This is a genomic window from Pseudomonas sp. H3_E07, from assembly GCF_054668895.1.
In genome coordinates this window covers 3,087,956-3,104,128 of record NZ_CP162795.1, presented here as the reverse complement: position 1 = coordinate 3,104,128, position 16,173 = coordinate 3,087,956, and the positions used below count along the sequence as shown (strand labels likewise).

Here is a 16,173-nt window from a genome sequence, read left to right as displayed (position 1 = left end):
GTCGCTCAACCGAGGAACAGTGTGTAGGCCGGGTTATCGCTCTCATCCCAGTACGGATAGCCGATGGCTTCCAGGGCCGCCGGCACCAGGTGACGCTCGTCCGCCGGCACTTGCAGCCCAGCGACCACACGACCGTCGGCCGCGCCGTGGTTGCGATAGTGGAACATCGAGATGTTCCAGCGCCCGCCCAATTTGTTAAGAAAGTTGAACAAGGCCCCCGGACGCTCCGGGAATTCGAAGCGAAACACCACTTCATTGCTGACGTGGGCTGCATGGCCACCGACCATATGGCGGATGTGCAACTTGGCCAGCTCGTTCTCGGTCAGGTCCAGCACGGGGAAACCCTGGCGGGTGAGACTGGCGATCAGCGCGCTGCGCGGGTCGTTTTCCGGGTGGGTCTGCACGCCGACAAAGATGTGTGCTTCGCTGCCGGAGTGAAAGCGGTAGTTGAATTCGGTGATCTGGCGCTTGCCCACGGCCTCGCAGAACGCCTTGAAGCTACCGGGCCTCTCGGGAATGGTCACGGCGATGATGGCTTCGCGGCCCTCACCCAGCTCCGCGCGCTCGGCCACATGGCGCAAGCGGTCGAAGTTGACGTTGGCGCCGGAATCGATCGCCACCAGGGTCTGCCCGGTGACGCCACGGGTCTCGACGTACTTCTTGATCCCGGCCACGCCCAATGCCCCTGCCGGCTCGGTGATCGAACGGGTGTCATCGTAGATGTCCTTGATCGCCGCACAGATTTCATCGGTGCTCACGGTGATCACTTCATCCACATAGTCCTTGCAGATGTCGAAGGTGTGCTGGCCGATCTGCGCCACCGCCACGCCATCGGCAAAGATGCCGACGGTCGGCAACACCACGCGCTCGCCCGCCGCCAGGGCGGCTTGCAGGCAATTGGAATCGTCTGGCTCCACGCCGATGATCTTGATATCCGGGCGCAGGTACTTCACATACGCCGCAATACCGGCGATCAGCCCACCACCGCCCACCGGGACGAAAATCGCGTCCAAAGGCCCTGGATGCTGGCGCAGGATTTCCATCGCCACGGTGCCCTGCCCGGCAATGGTGTGTGGATCGTCGTAGGGGTGGATGTAGACGTAGCCTTTTTCGTCGACCAGTTTCAGCGAGTAGGCCAGGGCTTCCGGGAAGGAATCACCATGCAGCACCACTTTGCCGCCACGCGAACGCACGCCTTCGACCTTGATCTCAGGCGTGGTCTTGGGCATCACGATGGTGGCCTTGACCCCCAGCACCTTGGCGGCCAGGGCCAGGCCCTGGGCATGGTTGCCGGCCGACGCCGTGACCACGCCGCGCGCACGCTCTTCAGCGGTCAATTGGGTCAGCTTGTTATAGGCGCCGCGAATCTTGAACGAGAACACCGGCTGCAAGTCTTCACGCTTGAGCCAGACCTGGTTGCCCAGCCGCTCGGAGAGCTGACGGGCGGTCTGCAACGGGGTTTCTACGGCAACGTCGTAAACGCGCGAGGTGAGGATCTTTTTGACGTACTGTTCAAGCATCGGCGGATATCACTGGGCGGGTTGGGCAGGGCCAAGGAGTCTAACCCAGCGTTTGGGCGGGCGACCACACGAATCCAGAGGTTTTGTTGGGTTATACTCGCGCCCCTCGATAACTCCCCGCCCGTTCCGGAGCCCGCATGACCCAGGATCAACTCAAACAGGCAGTGGCCCAGGCCGCTGTCGATTTAATCCTTCCTAAACTCGACGACAAGAGCATCGTCGGTGTCGGCACCGGCTCCACCGCCAACTGCTTTATCGATGCGCTGGCCCAGCACAAGGGCGCATTCGACGGCGCCGTGGCCAGCTCCGAAGCCACCGCCGCACGCCTGAAGGGCCATGGCATTCCGGTGTACGAGCTCAACACCGTGAGCGACCTGGAGTTCTACATCGACGGCGCCGATGAAAGCGACGAACACCTGAACCTGATCAAGGGCGGCGGCGCGGCCCTGACCCGCGAGAAGATCGTCGCAGCCGTGGCCAAGACCTTTATCTGCATCGCCGATGCCAGCAAGCTGGTGCCGGTGCTCGGCGCGTTCCCGCTGCCGGTGGAAGTGATTCCGATGGCCCGCAGCCACGTGGCCCGCGAGCTGGTGAAACTGGGCGGCGACCCGGTGTACCGCGAAGGTGTCTTGACCGACAACGGCAACATCATCCTCGACGTGTTCAACATGCAGATCACCAACCCGGTCGAGCTGGAAACTCAGATCAACGCGATCGTCGGCGTGGTCACCAACGGCTTGTTCGCGGCGCGCCCGGCCGATGTATTGCTGCTGGGCACCCCCGAAGGCGTGAAAACCCTCAAGGCCTAAGCAAACCGGCTCCACATTGGTTCAGCCGTGTGTTCAGGAACTCGGTTTTTTGAACACATAGAACAGGTTCGGCTCGCTGACGAGGTACAACGCGCCCTCGTCATCCATGGCGATCCCTTCGGCCTGCGGAACCCGCTTCTTCAGGCCATGGCGCCCGTTCAGCAGTGACAGACTGCTCAACGGGCGACCGTCGATATCCAGTTCCAGCACCAGAAACGACTCATCCGACAGCGCCAGCAAATGGCCGCTGCGCTCGTCATATTGCAGGCTCGACAGGTCGCGCACAAACAGTCCGGCGTCACGCTTGGGGTTGTTGATCACGTGTACCGAGTAGGTTTTTTCCGGTTTGAAGTGGGGAAAGCCGTGAACCTCGTAGATCAACATTGGGTCGCGCTCCTTGGCCACGAACAGGCGCTTGCCCACCGAATCGTAGGCCAGGCCTTCAAAGCCCTTGTTGCCACCGACGTGCACGCCCAGGGTCATTTGCTCGGCATCGGCGGCGTCGAGGAACTGAGTGTCGTCGTTCACATGCACCTTGATCAGCCGCTGCTGGCGTTCATCACTGATGACATAAATGTTGTCGCTGATGAACTCCACGGCTTCGGCATCGCCAAACCCCACCAAGGGAATACGCCGCAGAATCTTGCCCTCCAAGGACAGCTCGATCAGCTCGGCGTTTTTGTTAGTGACGGTGAACAGGCTTTTGCGTACCGGATCGTAGGTCAGGGCCGACACATCGTCATCAAGGCCCTCGATTACCTGAGCCTCCAGCGCCACCCGGTAATCCGCCAGGCCGATGGAACGCTCATTGGTCGGCTGGCGCCACGCCTGCCAGTTGAACCAGGCGCGCTCGAACAGGCGAAAATGCTGTGCAACGACCCCGGCGCTGACCAGGGCGATCAATGCAAGCGTAAAGAACAGGGGTTTGGGGCGGGCTAGTCGTCGCATCGGGCGGGCTCAAAGTCAAAAGTGGCGAATGAATATCACGCCCGTCTGAATTTAAACTTAAACACGCCCTGATGTCTGGCGAATGCCGTTCACAGAGAAACATCCGACGTAATTGATCCGCTATTTCTGCTTTTCGAAGCGATAGAACAGATTGGGCTCACTGACCATGTACAGCGTGCCGTCCTCGTCCATGGTCACCCCTTCGGCACGCGGAATCGTGTCTTTCAGGCCATTGAAGCCACCAAGCAACGTCATGAAACTGACTTGCTCGCCCTTCTCGTCCAGCTCCAGCAACAGATGGGAGTCGGCCGACAACGCCAGCAGATGCCCGGTGCGCGGGTCGACAGCGAGTGCGGAGAGGTTACGCATGTCCAGCTCGCTGGTGACCTGTTTCACCTTGTTGCCCGTCAGGGTCTGGCTGCCGTCGCTTTTCCAGGTAAACAATGCCGGTGGACGCTCTTCACCCAGCACCAACTGCTGGTTGCGCTTGTCCCAAGTGATGGCTTCAAAGGCTTTGTTCTGGTCCTTGGACGGGCCCAGGTCATAGCTCTGGAAGTCGGCCTTGTTCAGTGCCGTGGTAGCGGCGTCGACCTTGACGATGGTCAGGCTGTGCTGGCGCTCATCGACCACGGCCATCAGGCCGTTTTCCAGCACCGTCAGCCCTTCGGGGTTGTTCCAGCCATTGAGCGGCATCTTGCGCAGCACATCGCCTTGCAGGGTCAGCTCGACCAGGAACGGATTTTTGCCCATGACGGAGAACAGGGTCTTGGTCTGGGGGTTGTAGGCCAGGTCCGAGGCTTCGTCCTTCTCCATGCCCGGCAGCAACTTGGCGTCGATGACCGCGTGATAGTCCGGCAGCCATACGCTTTCCTGGCGTTCGGCCGGCGTTTCAAAACGCTCCAGCATCCACAGCACGCCGCGATCATCCCAGTGCATGGCCCAGGCGATGCCATACACAATGGCCCCGGCGAGAAACAGCCATGAATACCAGCGCAGGGCAAAACGGGAACGCAACTTGGGGGTGACGGTAGGCAGGGGCACGGCCATTGGGCACTTTATCCGGGAAATCAGCGTTAGGTGATAGCACAGGTTCAGCGGAACCGCGCGCTCAAGCCTGAAGGATTATCCGGATGGCGTGTGAAAAAAATGCAAAAGCACGCAATGGGCGGCTGCACATAAACCCTGTGGGCGTCGAGCTTGCCCGCGATGCAGACGACGCCGCGTGTCAGTGACACCCCGCCGATACTATCGCAGGCAAGCCAGCTCCCACAGTTGAGCGGTGTGCTGCGTTTAACGCACGCTGCTTTCGAAGCGGTTCACACCTGACAACTCCAACACCAGCTCATCGCCCACATTCAGCGGGCCCACACCGGCCGGGGTGCCCGTGAGGATCACATCGCCTGCCTGCAGAGAGAAGCAGCCGGCCATGTGCTGGATCATCGGGACGATCGGGTTGAGCATCTGCGCGCTGTTGCCATCCTGGCGCACTTCGCCATTGATGCTCAGGCGGATGCCGATGTCGGTCACGTCCGGGAAGGTGCTGCCCACCACGAACGGTGCGATAACGGCCGCACCGTCAAAGGACTTGGCGATTTCCCACGGTAGGCCCTTGGCTTTCAGCTCGGCCTGCTTGTCGCGCAGGGTCAGGTCCAAGGCTGGAGCGAAGCCGGAGATGGCGTCGAGCACTTCCTCGCGGCTGGGCTTGGTCGACAGTGGCTTGCCGATCAATACCGCGATTTCCGCTTCGTAATGCACCGAACCGCGTTCGGTCGGGATGCTGAAACCGCCTTCCAGCGGCACCACGCAGCTGCCTGGCTTGATGAACAGCAGCGGCTCGGTCGGGACCGGGTTGTCCAGTTCCTTGGCATGTTCGGCGTAGTTACGCCCGATACACACCACTTTGCCGACTGGAAAGTGGATGTTGGTGCCGTCGACATACTTGTGCTGGTAGTTCATGGAACGACTCCTTCAAGGCGATTAAACAGCGAAGATCTTGCCAGGGTTCATGATTCCGTTCGGGTCGAACACGGCTTTCACTGCCTTCATGTATTCGATTTCAACCGGCGAGCGGCTGTAAGTCAGGTAGTCACGTTTGGTCATGCCCACACCATGTTCGGCGGAGATCGAACCGTTGTACTTTTCGACGGTTTCAAAAACCCACTTGTTCACGGTGGCGCATTTGGCGAAGAACTCATCCTTGCTCAGGTTTTCCGGCTTGAGGATGTTCAAGTGCAGGTTGCCGTCGCCGATGTGGCCAAACCAGACGATTTCGAAGTCGGGGTAGTGTTCACCGACGATCGCGTCAATTTCCTTCAAAAACGCCGGCACTTTGGAGACAGTCACCGAGATATCGTTCTTGTACGGGGTCCAGTGGGAAATGGTCTCGGAGATGTACTCGCGCAGTTTCCACAGGTTGTGCAGTTGGGTTTCGCTCTGGCTCATCACGCCGTCCAGCACCCAGCCCTGCTCCACGCAATGTTCGAAGGTTTCCAGCGCGTGGTTGGCGACTTCTTCGGTGGTGGCTTCGAATTCCAGCAGCGCGTAGAACGGGCACTCGGTTTCGAACGGCGCCGGCACGTCGCCACGGCCCATGACCTTGGCCAAGGCCTTGTCGGAGAAGAATTCGAAGGCGGTCAGGTCCAGCTTGCTCTGAAAGGCGTGCAACACCGGCATGATCGAGTCGAAGTCGGTCGTGCCCAGCACCATCGCGGTGAGGTTTTTCGGCGCGCGGTCCAGGCGCATAGTGGCTTCGACCACAAAGCCCAGGGTGCCTTCCGCGCCGATGAACAGCTGGCGCATGTCGTAGCCGGTGGCGTTCTTGATCAGGTCGCGGTTCAACTCCAGCACGTCGCCCTTGCCGGTGACGACTTTCATGCCGGCTACCCAGTTGCGGGTCATGCCGTAGCGAATCACCTTGATCCCGCCGGCATTGGTGCCGATATTGCCGCCAATCTGGCTGGAACCGGACGACGCGAAGTCCACCGGGTAGTACAGGCCGTTTTCTTCAGCGACGTTCTGCAATTGCTTGGTAACCACCCCCGGCTGGCACACGGCGGTGCGGTCGGTAAGGTTCACGTCGAGGATCTGGTTCATATAGTCGAACGACACGACCACCTCGCCATTGGCCGCCACAGCAGCGGCCGACAAGCCGGTACGCCCGCCCGATGGCACCAGCGCCACCTTGTGGGCATTGGCCCAACGCACGATGGCCTGGACCTGCTCAGTGGTCTTGGGAAACACGATGGCGGTCGGCGCGGGTGCGAAGTGCTTGGTCCAATCCTTGCCGTAAGCCTCCAGGGAGTCAGCATCGGTCAGCACTTTGCCGGGCTCAACCAGGGTCTTTAGCTCATCAATCAGGGCAGGATGGGTCATCGACAGAACTCTCGAACAATTCATGGTCATCCTGAGAACGCTTCACGTCGCAGGAATAGGTGTTTAGCGGGGCGCGTATGCTAGCATACCGCCCCCGCAGGACAGAGCCCAAGGGCGTTTCTGCGGTGACGGCTTTCCTGCCGTCCGGGTCAGCTTGTGCTGCTCGATTCCCTGCCATTTTTCTCCGGGATACAGGTTTACGCAGATGAGCAAGACTTCTCTCGATAAGAGCAAGATCAAGTTCCTTCTTCTGGAAGGCGTCCACCCATCGGCTGTCGACGTTCTGAAAGCCGCCGGGTACACCAGCATTGAGTACATCACCAGTTCTCTGCCGGAAGCCCAACTCAAGGAAAAGATCGCCGACGCGCACTTTATCGGCATTCGCTCCCGCACTCAGCTGACCGAAGAGATCTTCGATCACGCCAAGAAACTCGTGGCGGTCGGCTGTTTCTGCATCGGCACCAACCAGGTCGACCTCAACGCAGCGCGCGAGCGCGGCATCGCGGTGTTCAACGCACCGTACTCCAACACCCGTTCCGTTGCGGAGCTGGTATTGGCCGAGGCCATCCTGCTGTTGCGCGGCATTCCTGAGAAGAACGCTTCCTGCCACCGTGGCGGCTGGATCAAAAGCGCAGCCAACTCCTTCGAAATCCGCGGCAAGAAGCTGGGTATCGTCGGTTACGGCTCGATCGGTACTCAGCTGTCGGTCCTGGCTGAAGGCCTCGGCATGCAGGTGTTCTTCTACGACACCCTGACCAAGCTGCCATTGGGCAACGCCACTCAAGTGGCCAGCCTGACCGAGCTGCTGGGCATGTCCGACATCGTGACCCTGCACGTTCCGGAAACCGCTGAGACCCAGTGGATGATCGGCGAGAAGGAAATCCGCGCCATCAAGAAAGGCGGCATCCTGATCAACGCTGCCCGTGGCACCGTGGTCGAGCTGGACGCCCTGGCCGACGCGATCAAGGACAAGCACCTGATCGGCGCCGCTATCGACGTGTTCCCGGTGGAGCCTCGCTCCAACGACGACATCTTCGAAAGCCCGCTGCGTGGCCTGGACAACGTGATCCTGACCCCGCACATCGGCGGCTCCACCGCTGAAGCCCAGGCCAACATCGGCCTGGAAGTGTCGGAGAAGCTGGTCAAGTACAGCGACAACGGTACCTCGGTGTCGTCCGTGAACTTCCCGGAAGTGGCCCTGCCGGCTCACCCTGGTAAGCACCGTCTGCTGCACATCCACCAGAACATCCCTGGCGTGATGATGGAGATCAACAAGGTCTTCGCGGAAAACGGCATCAACATCTCCGGTCAGTTCCTGCAGACCAACGAGAAGGTCGGCTACGTGGTGATCGACGTCGATGCCGAGTACTCGGACTTGGCGCAAGAGAAACTGCAGCACATCAACGGCACCATCCGTAGCCGCGTGTTGTTCTAACGCTTCAACCGCACCACGAAAAAGGGAGCCCCTCGGGCTCCCTTTTTTGCATCTGAACAAATCTTACTTAACGTTAACCGTGATCACTTTCGAGGCTACAGTCGGGTTGAACTGCATGTGCAGTTTGTCGCCGGCGACCAGCTGCAAGGTGTGTTTGCCTGGGGTGAGGGTCAGTTCGGTTTCAGTCTGGGCCTTGCCGTAGTGGATCACGGTGTCGGTGGCCGGGATCGGCACGCTGGCGTCAGGCAGGGCTTTCTGGTCGACCAGCAGGTGGTGATGACCGGTGCCGGGTTCCTGGTCAGTGGCCGGGGCCAGTTTCAGGCCTTCCATGCCGAATTTGACAGTGAAGGTCTTGTCGACGGTGGCGCCGTCTTTTGGCGACACGATAAATACTTTGGCGCCTTCAGGTGGCGCGCTGCGCGGGATACCGTCGGCGGCTGTGGCCAGCATGGAAGCACCCAACAGCAGGGAGGTCAGGGTTGCACGGGACAAAAGGGCTTTCATTCGCTTCTCCAGTTTTTCTGTGAAATCTGTAGGGTTATGACAACTTCGCGACAAATTGCTGTCCAAGGCACTCAACACCATAGCAAAGCGATGCTGAACGGCGCCTCGCACATTAAAAATCTCTAGGAGTGACCATGCGCTTTTCGCCTGGCCTGTTACTGCTGCTGCCCCTTCTGAGCCCCTTGGCTCATGCCGAACTGATCGATGATGTATTCGACCGTGGCGAACTGCGCATTGCCCTTGAAGCCAACACCCCGCCGTTCAACTTCAAGGAAGGCGACAAACTCACCGGCTTCGAAGTGGAGTTGGGTGAACAACTGGCTAAAGAGATGGACGTGCGCCCGTCATTTATTACCACCGATGACGCTGACCTGCTGCCGGGCGTGGAAACCGGCAAGTACGACGTGGCCATCAACCATATCGCTATGACTGCCGAGTTGCAGGATCGGTTCGATTTCAGTGAGCCTTACAGCGAGAAGCCTGAGCTGGCGATTCCGTTCCAGAAGGGCAATCCGGCGTTCAAGGCGAGTTTGGATAAGGCGCTGGGGCGTGTGAAGGCCGATGGCCGATTGAAGGCGTTGGCGCAGAAGTGGTTTGAAGACGAGAAGCCCGTCGCCAAGGCGCAGTGATTTTTCGGATTTGACTCGGTCAGCTCCCACATTTGATCTATACAGGTTTCGTTAGCTGCGTCAGAGCCGCTGCCGCCTCGGGCAACTCCAACTCACTGAACACCTGCACACCATGCTGCTTGAGCAACGCCGCCGTCACGCCCTCGCCTGTCACCTTCACGCCGCTGAACGTGCCGTCGTAGGTGTGCAGGTTGCCGCACGACGGGCTATTGGCCTTGAGCACGGCGATGCGGATGTTGTGGCACTGCACCAGCGCCAGGGCCTGGCGAGCACCGTCAAGGAACGCGGCGCTGAAATCTTCGCCCTCGGCGGTCAGCACCTGGGCGCGGCCCTCCCAGACATCCACACCTTGCCCGCCGGGTATTTCGGCAGCGGGTCGGGGCGTCGGCAAACCACCTGATACTTCCGGGCAGATCGCAACCACACGCCCCTCGGCCTGCCACGCGGCCAACGGATCGAACGGCCCGCTGGCCCCGCCGTCGTAGCGAACCTTGTGCCCCAGCAGGCAACGGCTGACCAGAATCTTTTCCATGTTTAAAACGGCTCGTTGCCCCGCCGACGAAACCACCCTGTCAGGGACAGGCGTTCGCGCGTGGCGGGCATGACTTCATGGGGCACCTCGCCCGACAGGAACACCACCAGGCAACCGCCGGTGGGCACCACATCGTATTCGACGCCGTCCTTGAGGTACATGCGCAATTGGCCGCCATGTTCGGGCAGCCAGGCGTCGTTCAAGTAAATCACCGCCGAGACCATGCGTCGGTCATCGTCGCGGAAGCGGTCCAGGTGCTTGAGGTAAAACGCCCCTGGCGGGTACATCGCGAAGTGGCTTTCGAAATCTTCCAGGCCCAGGAAAAGGCTGCGGTTCATCGCCAGGCGCAGGCTGTCCATCAGCGCCATATAGGTGTCGCAGACCGCCGCGTCACCGTCCTCCAGCCACTGGATATGATCACCGCGAATACCTTCGCGAATCTCCTGGGCCGGGCCACGCCCCACCGCCGCCGGGGCCAGCTCACCCTCTGCCGCACGTTTACGGCACTCAGCCGCCAGTTCCAGTGTCAGAGCCTGGGGCAGGAAGCCGTTCTGCCGGGACCAGCCCTTCTCGGCCAGGTCGTCGACAATACGTTGCAGCAAGGGGTGATCGAGGGGTATTTGCATGGCGCGCATAGTATCCATACGCCTGTGAATCCGACAGAGCCGCCGGGCGTCTGAATACACTTTAGTCAGGTGACTGATAGGACTTCTCGACAAATCCTACGCCCGACACGGACAATAGTGGCCGACTGACAGGAGTCCATATGCGTCGTTTGTTTTTTTCCTTGCTGATGTTCTGCGTTTTGCCCGCCTGGGCAGACGGCCATGACCAGTTGTACAAGGTCGCCGGCTGGGCCGAACAACGTGCGCATTTTAATGACGCTCTCAATGCTGCCCAGCAACGCTACCGCAACAGCCTGCCGCCAGCGGTGTACCAGGCGCTGGTGGACAACAGCAATAAACGCTTCGCCGCCCAGGCCGTGGACCAGCGCGCTGAAGCGCAATTGCGCAAGAACCTCGCAGACCCCAAGCCTGCCCTGGCGTTTTTTCAATCGCCCCTGGGCCGCAAGATTGTCGCCGCCGAGCTGCTCGCCACCCGTCGCGACCAACTGGCGAAGAACGCCCAGGGCCTGCCGAAAATCGAAGCCGACGCTACTCGCAGCCTGATCATCGGTCATCTGGCCCAGGCCCTGCCGGCCCGTGAAGCAGGCGCGGAAGTCAGTCTGGCGATTGCCGGTGTGGCGGCCGATAGCCTGAGCCAGATGATTCCCGGCCTGTTGGGGGGTGGACAAGCCCAAGGCATGCTGAACGGCCAGCGCGAGCGGTTGATGCAGCAGATCGACAAGGATCTGAACAACACGCTGCTGTATGTCTACCGGGATTTGTCCGACCCAGAGCTGGAAGAGTTCGCGACGTTTGCCGAGTCCCCGGAGGGCAAAGCGTATTACCAAGCCGCCCTTGCAGCCATTCGCGCCGGCTTGGCGGTCGGCCAGAGCACCTCAAGCCTGACGCCGTAGCCCGTTCCCGCATTTACACCTTATGACGTCAGGTGATCCGTCAGGTACTTAAAGTACTCATCGCGAATCTGCGGGATCTCATTCGCCAAATGATGCCTGCCACGCGGCAGCATCAACACCTCGGGCTGGTCGAACTTGCCGCGCAACACTTGCAGGTTGTGCTGCCAGTCTACCGTCATGTCTTCCTCACCCTGAACGATCACCGGCCGCCGGGCACTGCGCGGTGCGGCTTCGATGCGTTTGATCCAGCGCGCCAGGGCGCCCACCCAGGCGGTAGGCAATTGGCGCGGCTGCAGCGGGTCGGCTTCCAGGAACGGCTTGAACGCCGGGTCGTTAGTGTTTTCGCTGAATCGCCGTGCGATGCCTTTGACGAACGGACGCAGCAGGTAGTAGCTGACCTGCGACCATCCCCAGGCACGTGGCCGCACCAGGGGTGACAGCAGGAAGGTCTTGCCCTGGGCGGGGCTGTCGGCGCCATGGTTGAGCAGATGATCCACCACCACCGCACCGCCGGTACTTTGCCCGAACAGGTGCCAGGGTTGCGGCAGTTGCAGGGCTTGCGCCTGGGCAAACAGCGCCTGCAACACCTGTTGATACACCGCAAAATCATCGATGCTGGCACGCACGCCACTGGACAGACCGTGCCCCGGCAAATCGCAGGCGATCACCACGAAGCCTTGGTCAAGCGCCCACTTCAGCACATGGCGATACAGCCCCATGTGGTCGTAGAAACCGTGGAACATGAACATCGTCGCCACCGGCGTGGGCGGCCACCACACTTGCGCCACCACCTCAAATCCATCCACCTCGAAGCGCCCCAGGCGGCTCACGGCCTGGTCGAGCCCGTAGAAACGCTGATAGACCCGCGCCTCGGCTGAAAGCGGTTGCGCATCCACCAGGGGTCGCAAGCTTTCGCGCAGATGATCAGGGTCAAAGGTAACGGGCATAAAGGCTTCCAGACTTGCGGCAAAGATGAATATCGAGCTGCGATATTCATCTGTCAGGACAAGCATGGCAAGCTACGCGACCTTCGAGGATACATCTGAATGCGACAGCCCTACCGCACCGCCTTATTTGCCAGCCTGATCCTGATTATCTGCGCCGGCATGCTGTGGGCGGCGTATGACTGGTTCCAGGGCCGCTACCTGCGTGCCTTCAGCGAGCACACGGCGGTGTTTTCCGGCGACCGATTGAAGTTGCCTGCCAACCTCGCCGGCCCCGGCCCGATCCGCCTGGTGCACTTCTGGGACCCGGCCTGCCCGTGCAACGTCGGTAACCAGCAGCACCTGGGCGAATTGATCGAGCAATACGCGCCCCAGGGGGTCGAGTTCTACGCCCTGCAAAAACCCGGCAGCCACGGCCAATTGCCCGACAACCTGCGCACGATGAAAACCCTCACCGCCCTGCCCGGCGCCGAGCAGGTGCCGGCCAGCCCGGCCGTAGGCATCTGGGATCGCAGCGGCAAGCTCGCGTATTTCGGGCCCTACAGCGAAGGCCTCACGTGTAATTCCAGCAACAGTTTTATTGAGCCGATCTTGAAGGCCCTTGAAACAGGACGTGAGGTAAATGCCACGCACACCCTGGCGGTGGGCTGCTATTGTTCGTGGCCAAAAGGCTCTTAAATCGCCCCCCACTCTTGGTAAGGAATGTTCATGAAGCGCGTCTTGCGGGTTCTCGCGGTTCTTGTCGTGCTGGTCGCCCTCGGTGCCGGTTGGTACGTGTACAGCAAGCAGCCCACCCGCCAGGGCACGGTCACACTGGCCAACCTGCAAGGCTCGGTCACGGTGCGTTACGACGACCGTGGCGTGCCGCACATTCAAGCCGAGAACGAGACCGACCTGTACCGCGCCCTGGGCTATGTGCACGCCCAGGACCGGCTGTTCCAGATGGAGATCATGCGGCGCCTGGCCCGTGGCGAGCTGGCCGAGGTGCTGGGGCCCAAGGTGCTGGACACCGACAAGCTGTTCCGCAGCCTGCGCATTCGCGACCGCGCGGCCACTTATGTAGCGCAACTTGACCATGAGTCGGCGCACTGGAAGGCCCTGCAAGCCTATCTGGACGGGATCAACCAATATCAGGACAGCCACGCCCGCCCCATGGAGTTCGACGTGCTAGGCATCCCCAAGCGGCCGTTTACCGCTGAGGACACCATCAGCGTCGCCGGGTATATGGCCTACAGCTTTGCCGCAGCGTTTCGTACCGAGCCGGTGCTGACTTACATCCGCGACCAACTGGGCAGCGATTACCTGAAAGTCTTCGACCTGGACTGGCAGCCCAAGGGCGCCCTCAACCTCGCCGCCAGCGATTGGCAGACCCTCGGCGCCATTGCCTCCCTGAGCGAACAGGCCCTGGCCGACAACGGCCTGCCGCAGTTCGAAGGCAGCAACGCCTGGGCCATCAGCGGCAACCGCACCAAAAGCGGCAAACCGTTGCTGGCGGGTGACCCGCACATCCGTTTCTCGGTGCCGTCGGTGTGGTACGAGGCGCAGCTGTCGGCGCCGGGTTTCGAGCTGTATGGCTATCACAACGCACTGGTGCCGGTGGCGTTCCTGGGGCACAACCTGGATTTCGGCTGGAGCCTGACCATGTTCCAGAACGATGACCTCGACCTGATCGCCGAGAAGGTCAACCCCGATGACCCCAACCAAGTCTGGTACCACGACCAGTGGGTCGACATGACCCGCACCGAACAACAGATCGCCGTGAAGGGCCAGGCGCCGGTGACGCTGATCCTGCGCCAGTCACCCCACGGCCCGATCATCAATGACGTGCTGGGCGAGAACGCCGGCAAGACACCGATTGCCATATGGTGGGCATTCCTCGATACCCAGAACCCGATCCTTGAAGGTTTCTACCAGCTCAACCGCGCCGACACCCTGGTGAAGGCCCGTGCGGCGGCAGCCAAGGTGTCTGCGCCGGGGCTGAACATCGTGTGGGCCAATACCAAGGGCGATATCGGCTGGTGGGCGGCGGGGCAGTTGCCGATTCGTCCAGCCGGGGTCAACGCCGGTTTTATACTCGACGGCAGCACCGCCCAGGCCGACAAGCTGGGCTTCTACCCCTTCAGCGCCAACCCCCAGGAAGAAAACCCGGTACGCGGTTACGTGGTGTCGGCCAACGCCCAGCCCGTCTCGCCGACTGGCCTGGAGATCCCCGGTTACTACAACCTCGCCGACCGTGGTCAGCAGTTGAACGCGCAATTGAGCGACAAGAGCGTGAAGTGGGATGTAAACAACAGCCAGGCCTTGCAGCTCGGCACCACCACCGCCTTCGGCCCGCGCCTGCTGGCGCCGCTGTTGCCGGTGCTGCGCGAGGCGGTCAAGGACCCGGCGCAACTTAAACTGGTGGAGCAGCTTGCAAGCTGGAAGGGTGACTATCCGCTGGACTCCACCAGCGCCACCCTGTTCAACCAGTTCCTGTTCAACCTGGCCGACGCTGCCTTCCACCCGAAGCTCGGCGACAATCTGTTCAAGACCCTGCTAGGCACCCGCGTGATCGACGCCGCCCTCCCACGCCTGGCCGCCGCGCCGGATTCACCATGGTGGGACGGCAAGCGCGCCGAAACCATCAAGCTTGCCTGGGACAACAGCCTCGCGCACCTAAAGGCCACCTTCGGCGATGACCCGAGCCAATGGCAGTGGGGCAAGGCCCATACCCTGACCCACGGCCACCCACTGGGCTCGCAGAAACCGTTGGACCTGATCGTCAATGTTGGCCCGTTCCCGGCGCCAGGCACCCACGAAGTGCCGAACAACCAATCGGCCAATATCGGTCCGGCACCGTGGCCCGTTACCTACGGGCCTTCGACTCGCCGCCTGATCGATTTCGCCGATGTAGCACACGCATTGACCATCAACCCGGTCGGCCAAAGCGGCGTGCCATTTGACCGACACTATGGCGACCAGGCGGAAACCTACATCGAGGGCGGCTACGAACAGGCGCACTTCACCGATGAGGAAGTGACCGCCAACACCCGTGGCATCCTCAAGCTGCTACCCGCCCGATGAACGCAGGCGCCCCGGCGCCTCGCCATAGGTCTCCTTGAATTTCTTGCTGAACGCTGCCTGGGACTGGTAGCCCACCTGGGTGGCGATATCCAGCAGGCTCAGGTGCGACTGGCGCAACAGGTTGAAGGCCAGCTCCATGCGCAACTGCGTCAACAGCCCCCACGGCGACACGCCCGCCACCTTCACGAACGCCCGCATGAAGGTGGCGCGTGACATCGTCGCGGCAGCCGCCAGGCTGTCGATGGTCCACTCATGCCCCGGATCGGCCAGCATGGCTTGCCAGGCCTTGCTCAGGCGCTTGTCGACGAGCAACGCGAAGGTGCCGGCAACAGGTGTCTGGCGGGCCAGCCAGGTGCGCAGGATCAGGGTGAACAGCGCCGATGACAACGCATCGATAAAGGAGCGCGCGCCCAGTTGCTGGCCGTCCGCCTCGCTGCGCAATAACGCGATCAACGCCGCCAGTTGGCCGTCACCCTGCCACTCTCGGCTGGACACCACCAGGTACTCCGGCAACGCGCCGAGCAGCAGTGACTGGCGGTTGTAGTGGAAGCTGCCACACAGCATGTCCAAGTCCGGTCGGTCACCGCCCAGGCGGTGCACTTTGAGTACGCCGCCTTCAATCACCTTGGGTTGTACCGGCCGAATCCGCGCGCCCTGACTGCGCAACAAGTGAGTGGCACCGCCAGGCATCAGCAGGATGTCACCCTCCTCCAGCGTCACGTGCTGCCCGCCGGACAACTCGGCACGACAGGTGCCGCTGAGCACGATGTGGTAAGGCGCCACGCCGAGGCTCTCCGGCGGGTGGTCCAGCGCCCATTCCCCTTGAAACTGACACCGTAAATCCAGACTGCCGCGCAGGTTGGCCAGCGCGATGAGCGTGTCGATCGAATTCATTTGC

At 61.3% G+C, this 16,173-nt stretch carries 16 protein-coding genes; 6 read left to right on the top strand and 10 right to left on the bottom strand.

Annotated features, from left to right (window positions below; genetic code table 11):
- Positions 1-5: 5 nt before the first annotated feature.
- On the bottom strand, positions 6-1,520 hold the full coding sequence (gene ilvA, locus AB4O08_RS14075; RefSeq protein WP_010207306.1) for a threonine ammonia-lyase, biosynthetic: 1,515 nt from the start codon (positions 1,518-1,520) through the stop codon (positions 6-8).
- 137 nt (positions 1,521-1,657) lie between these two features.
- Here ilvA and rpiA point away from each other — a divergent pair, with 137 nt between their 5' ends.
- Entirely contained in the window at positions 1,658-2,329 is a 672-nt protein-coding gene (gene rpiA / locus AB4O08_RS14070; RefSeq protein WP_010207308.1) for a ribose-5-phosphate isomerase RpiA, read from the top strand.
- Between the two features lie 33 nt (positions 2,330-2,362).
- On the opposite strand, the gene AB4O08_RS14065 is transcribed toward rpiA, so the two are convergent.
- From AB4O08_RS14065 to AB4O08_RS14050, 4 genes are all read right to left on the bottom strand, one after another.
- Entirely contained in the window at positions 2,363-3,277 is a 915-nt protein-coding gene (locus AB4O08_RS14065) for an SdiA-regulated domain-containing protein (protein WP_010207309.1), read from the bottom strand.
- A gap of 120 nt (positions 3,278-3,397) precedes the next feature.
- Positions 3,398-4,324, bottom strand: a complete 927-nt coding sequence (locus tag AB4O08_RS14060) for an SdiA-regulated domain-containing protein (RefSeq protein ID WP_010207310.1) — start codon at positions 4,322-4,324, stop codon at positions 3,398-3,400.
- Positions 4,325-4,567: 243 nt separating this feature from the next.
- Positions 4,568-5,233 (bottom strand): fumarylacetoacetate hydrolase family protein, encoded by a 666-nt coding sequence (locus AB4O08_RS14055; RefSeq protein WP_010207311.1) that lies wholly within the window; start codon positions 5,231-5,233, stop codon positions 4,568-4,570.
- Positions 5,234-5,254: 21 nt separating this feature from the next.
- Positions 5,255-6,649: an FAD-binding oxidoreductase gene (locus tag AB4O08_RS14050; RefSeq protein ID WP_042571405.1), complete on the bottom strand. Its 1,395-nt coding sequence runs from the start codon at positions 6,647-6,649 to the stop codon at positions 5,255-5,257.
- A gap of 205 nt (positions 6,650-6,854) precedes the next feature.
- Here AB4O08_RS14050 and serA point away from each other — a divergent pair, with 205 nt between their 5' ends.
- Positions 6,855-8,084: a phosphoglycerate dehydrogenase gene (serA, locus tag AB4O08_RS14045; RefSeq protein ID WP_003195214.1), complete on the top strand. Its 1,230-nt coding sequence runs from the start codon at positions 6,855-6,857 to the stop codon at positions 8,082-8,084.
- 63 nt (positions 8,085-8,147) lie between these two features.
- On the opposite strand, the gene AB4O08_RS14040 is transcribed toward serA, so the two are convergent.
- Positions 8,148-8,588: a DUF4399 domain-containing protein gene (locus tag AB4O08_RS14040; protein ID WP_010207318.1), complete on the bottom strand. Its 441-nt coding sequence runs from the start codon at positions 8,586-8,588 to the stop codon at positions 8,148-8,150.
- A 134-nt stretch (positions 8,589-8,722) separates the two neighbouring features.
- On the opposite strand from AB4O08_RS14040, the gene AB4O08_RS14035 reads away from it, so the two are divergent.
- Positions 8,723-9,217, top strand: coding sequence for a transporter substrate-binding domain-containing protein (locus AB4O08_RS14035; protein ID WP_010207320.1), 495 nt, complete (start codon positions 8,723-8,725; stop codon positions 9,215-9,217).
- A 37-nt stretch (positions 9,218-9,254) separates the two neighbouring features.
- On the opposite strand, the gene AB4O08_RS14030 is transcribed toward AB4O08_RS14035, so the two are convergent.
- Positions 9,255-9,749, bottom strand: coding sequence for a 2-thiouracil desulfurase family protein (locus AB4O08_RS14030; protein WP_021492646.1), 495 nt, complete (start codon positions 9,747-9,749; stop codon positions 9,255-9,257).
- Positions 9,750-9,751: 2 nt separating this feature from the next.
- Positions 9,752-10,384 carry a 2OG-Fe(II) oxygenase gene (locus AB4O08_RS14025; protein ID WP_044288034.1) on the bottom strand — a complete coding sequence of 211 codons (633 nt, stop codon included), beginning with the start codon at positions 10,382-10,384 and terminating at the stop codon, positions 9,752-9,754.
- 131 nt (positions 10,385-10,515) lie between these two features.
- Between AB4O08_RS14025 and AB4O08_RS14020 the strand changes: the two genes are divergently transcribed.
- A complete protein-coding gene (locus AB4O08_RS14020) occupies positions 10,516-11,268 on the top strand; it encodes a DUF2059 domain-containing protein (protein WP_021492644.1) in 753 nt (250 codons plus the stop codon).
- Between the two features lie 20 nt (positions 11,269-11,288).
- On the opposite strand, the gene bipL is transcribed toward AB4O08_RS14020, so the two are convergent.
- The gene (bipL, locus tag AB4O08_RS14015; protein ID WP_010207326.1) at positions 11,289-12,215 is read right to left on the bottom strand and encodes a phospholipase BipL; all 927 of its coding nucleotides are present in this window, start codon (positions 12,213-12,215) and stop codon (positions 11,289-11,291) included.
- Between the two features lie 99 nt (positions 12,216-12,314).
- Here bipL and AB4O08_RS14010 point away from each other — a divergent pair, with 99 nt between their 5' ends.
- Together AB4O08_RS14010 and AB4O08_RS14005 are read left to right on the top strand one after the other, a co-directional pair.
- Positions 12,315-12,890, top strand: coding sequence for a DUF6436 domain-containing protein (locus AB4O08_RS14010; protein WP_198831510.1), 576 nt, complete (start codon positions 12,315-12,317; stop codon positions 12,888-12,890).
- 30 nt (positions 12,891-12,920) lie between these two features.
- On the top strand, positions 12,921-15,275 hold the full coding sequence (locus tag AB4O08_RS14005) for a penicillin acylase family protein (RefSeq protein ID WP_460114186.1): 2,355 nt from the start codon (positions 12,921-12,923) through the stop codon (positions 15,273-15,275).
- Here AB4O08_RS14005 and AB4O08_RS14000 read toward each other — a convergent pair.
- Positions 15,261-16,169 carry an AraC family transcriptional regulator gene (locus AB4O08_RS14000; protein WP_010207329.1) on the bottom strand — a complete coding sequence of 303 codons (909 nt, stop codon included), beginning with the start codon at positions 16,167-16,169 and terminating at the stop codon, positions 15,261-15,263. The two genes, AB4O08_RS14005 and AB4O08_RS14000, sit on opposite strands and share 15 nt — an antisense overlap.
- Positions 16,170-16,173: the final 4 nt, after the last annotated feature.

Excerpts from the sequence above, each read along its gene's own strand:
- ilvA (WP_010207306.1), bottom strand. The coding sequence starts at position 1,520 with ATGCTTGAACAGTACGTCAAAAAGATCCTCACCTCGCGCGTTTACGAC.
- rpiA (WP_010207308.1), top strand. The coding sequence starts at position 1,658 with ATGACCCAGGATCAACTCAAACAGGCAGTGGCCCAGGCCGCTGTCGAT.
- AB4O08_RS14065 (WP_010207309.1), bottom strand. The coding sequence starts at position 3,277 with ATGCGACGACTAGCCCGCCCCAAACCCCTGTTCTTTACGCTTGCATTG.
- AB4O08_RS14060 (WP_010207310.1), bottom strand. The coding sequence starts at position 4,324 with ATGGCCGTGCCCCTGCCTACCGTCACCCCCAAGTTGCGTTCCCGTTTT.
- AB4O08_RS14055 (WP_010207311.1), bottom strand. The coding sequence starts at position 5,233 with ATGAACTACCAGCACAAGTATGTCGACGGCACCAACATCCACTTTCCA.
- AB4O08_RS14050 (WP_042571405.1), bottom strand. The coding sequence starts at position 6,649 with ATGACCCATCCTGCCCTGATTGATGAGCTAAAGACCCTGGTTGAGCCC.
- serA (WP_003195214.1), top strand. The coding sequence starts at position 6,855 with ATGAGCAAGACTTCTCTCGATAAGAGCAAGATCAAGTTCCTTCTTCTG.
- AB4O08_RS14040 (WP_010207318.1), bottom strand. The coding sequence starts at position 8,588 with ATGAAAGCCCTTTTGTCCCGTGCAACCCTGACCTCCCTGCTGTTGGGT.
- AB4O08_RS14035 (WP_010207320.1), top strand. The coding sequence starts at position 8,723 with ATGCGCTTTTCGCCTGGCCTGTTACTGCTGCTGCCCCTTCTGAGCCCC.
- AB4O08_RS14030 (WP_021492646.1), bottom strand. The coding sequence starts at position 9,749 with ATGGAAAAGATTCTGGTCAGCCGTTGCCTGCTGGGGCACAAGGTTCGC.
- AB4O08_RS14025 (WP_044288034.1), bottom strand. The coding sequence starts at position 10,384 with ATGCGCGCCATGCAAATACCCCTCGATCACCCCTTGCTGCAACGTATT.
- AB4O08_RS14020 (WP_021492644.1), top strand. The coding sequence starts at position 10,516 with ATGCGTCGTTTGTTTTTTTCCTTGCTGATGTTCTGCGTTTTGCCCGCC.
- bipL (WP_010207326.1), bottom strand. The coding sequence starts at position 12,215 with ATGCCCGTTACCTTTGACCCTGATCATCTGCGCGAAAGCTTGCGACCC.
- AB4O08_RS14010 (WP_198831510.1), top strand. The coding sequence starts at position 12,315 with ATGCGACAGCCCTACCGCACCGCCTTATTTGCCAGCCTGATCCTGATT.
- AB4O08_RS14005 (WP_460114186.1), top strand. The coding sequence starts at position 12,921 with ATGAAGCGCGTCTTGCGGGTTCTCGCGGTTCTTGTCGTGCTGGTCGCC.
- AB4O08_RS14000 (WP_010207329.1), bottom strand. The coding sequence starts at position 16,169 with ATGAATTCGATCGACACGCTCATCGCGCTGGCCAACCTGCGCGGCAGT.